This is a genomic window from Mizugakiibacter sediminis, from assembly GCF_000953855.2.
In the GTDB taxonomy this organism is placed as follows: Bacteria; Pseudomonadota; Gammaproteobacteria; order Xanthomonadales; family Rhodanobacteraceae; genus Mizugakiibacter; species Mizugakiibacter sediminis.
In genome coordinates, this window is sequence record NZ_DF970149.1 from 1 (window position 1) to 1,829 (window position 1,829).

General features: G+C 57.2%; 2 protein-coding genes. Both read right to left on the bottom strand.

Translation table 11 applies throughout. The features are described from left to right. Positions 1 to 66 precede the first annotated feature (66 nt). Positions 67 to 810 (bottom strand): hypothetical protein, encoded by a 744-nt coding sequence (locus MBSD_RS15090; RefSeq protein WP_148667789.1) that lies wholly within the window; start codon positions 808 to 810, stop codon positions 67 to 69. Positions 811 to 859: 49 nt separating this feature from the next. Next, complete coding sequence (locus MBSD_RS01900; protein WP_062534543.1) at positions 860 to 1,765, bottom strand: IS1595 family transposase; 906 nt, start codon at positions 1,763 to 1,765, stop codon at positions 860 to 862. Positions 1,766 to 1,829: the final 64 nt, after the last annotated feature.

A 1,829-nucleotide genomic window follows, 5' to 3' on the forward strand; every position in this document is an offset into this window, starting at 1 on the left:
CATCAACCGGCTGACTGGCATTCGGGTAGAACAGGAGCAATAGAGTTGTCGAATCCATGATTACCATCAGTTCACCCCGCCCCCATCATCCCTGAGCGAACGAAGCATTTCGATGGGGTCAACCCCTTGTTTCCATGTCTCTTTAGGTAACCCTCTGATCTTCCCGATGATTGCCGCCAAACTGGCGTCGTCGAGAACTTTGAACTCAACAGCCTTCAGGCTGCTGTATTGCCATTGACCTTCTTCATCGCGAAACCATCTTCCATGACCCGAAAGGCGAAGAGGTTTCCCGAAGAGGTAATGTGCCAGTTCTTTCGCAAGTTCCCTTGAAACCTCGAAGCTCCAAGTATTTCCGTCGCCATCTTCAATGATGGCGTGCGCGCTTTTGTCCTTGCCACCGATGCGAACAAGGATTCCATCCTTCGAAACTCCCTGTGTGAACGGGCCTAGCTTCGGTGGACGAATAGTTTTTCGGCCCGGAAAATTCAGGACGTTCGTGCCACTACGGCTCAGTTCTCCCTCGGCATTATCCTTGCGAAGCATCTCGTTGAGTCGCTTGAACGCACCAGCGGCCTCGATTACTTCGCCAGAGGCTGCCCCGGTTACGTTGTCCCTGACTTTCGGCGCAGCCTCGCGCTCCACCCTGCTTAGTAGCTTGGTGCTTCCAGGCTCCAGCCCCTTGAAATGGACACGATCCTTCTCGCCGAACATAGCGGCGAGCTCCGCCATGTATTCGGCCAGACGAGCCATAGGGATGGTGTCCGGCGAGTACGCGGCAATTCGGAACGTATAGATGTCGTCATCAACCATCGTGGCGCCCTCTAAACCACTAGCCCCGGTCGTGGCCTGAATCTCTGCGTTACCGATCAGAAACTCGATAGGTCAGCCGCCGTCCGCCAACTTGGCGGAGGAGCGATTGCGTGCGGTCACTGTCGCACAGTTTGCGATTATTCCACCGGAAATCGAATTCCGTTACGTACCGCTGCAGGTGCTGTTCACCTACATGGTGGAAAGTGCCAATCAGGCCACGCTTCAGCAGACTGAAGCTCGATTCAGCGGTATTCGAATGCACGTTACCCACCGCGTACTCTCCACGGCTGTGGCGGGTCACGTTGTGGGAGGCAAACTCGCGGCCAACCTTGGTGTAGCCAGCATGCTCGTCGGTCATCAGGTGCGCCGACTTGCTCACATTCGCCTCAAGGACAGCGCGCAGAGTCTTGCCGGTCACAGCCGGCACCACAATGCTGCGCTTCTCGCCGTTGCGCTCGACCAGCGAAACGACCTTCATCTTGTGCGCGTAGCCGCGAGCACCCTTGCGCTGCTTGCCGTTGTTGCCCCAATAGGTTTCATCGGCTTCGACTACGCCACCACCAGTACCCATCAGGCCAGTCGATCCCGGCTTCATGGTTTCGCGGATGCGATGGGCCATGAACCACGCCGACTTGTAGGTAACTCCGAGCATGCGGTGAATCTGGTGCGAACTCATGGCCTTCTTGCTGGCGCAAATCAGGTGCACGGCCAGCAGCCACTTGTTCAGCGGAACCTTGCTGCGCTCGAACACAGTGCCGACGGTGACGCTGAACTGCTTTCGGCAGTCCTTACACTTCCATAGGCCCGGACGATGCGCCGCCCCCTTCAGGGCGTAGTGTTGGCCTTCGACGCCGCAATGCGGACAAACCGGACCGTTCGGCCAGCGGAGCCGCTCAAGGTATTCGCGGGCCTTGTCGGCGTCCTGAAACTGGGGGGCAAGAATGTCGGCGGCCATAGCTGAACTCCTATCTTGGGATCAGGCTACGCCGATTCTTGGGTTTGTCAAGTATATAATCGCC

Coding starts and splice junctions, on each gene's coding strand:
- MBSD_RS15090 (WP_148667789.1), bottom strand. CDS start 810: ATGGTTGATGACGACATCTATACGTTCCGAATTGCCGCGTACTCGCCG.
- MBSD_RS01900 (WP_062534543.1), bottom strand. CDS start 1,765: ATGGCCGCCGACATTCTTGCCCCCCAGTTTCAGGACGCCGACAAGGCC.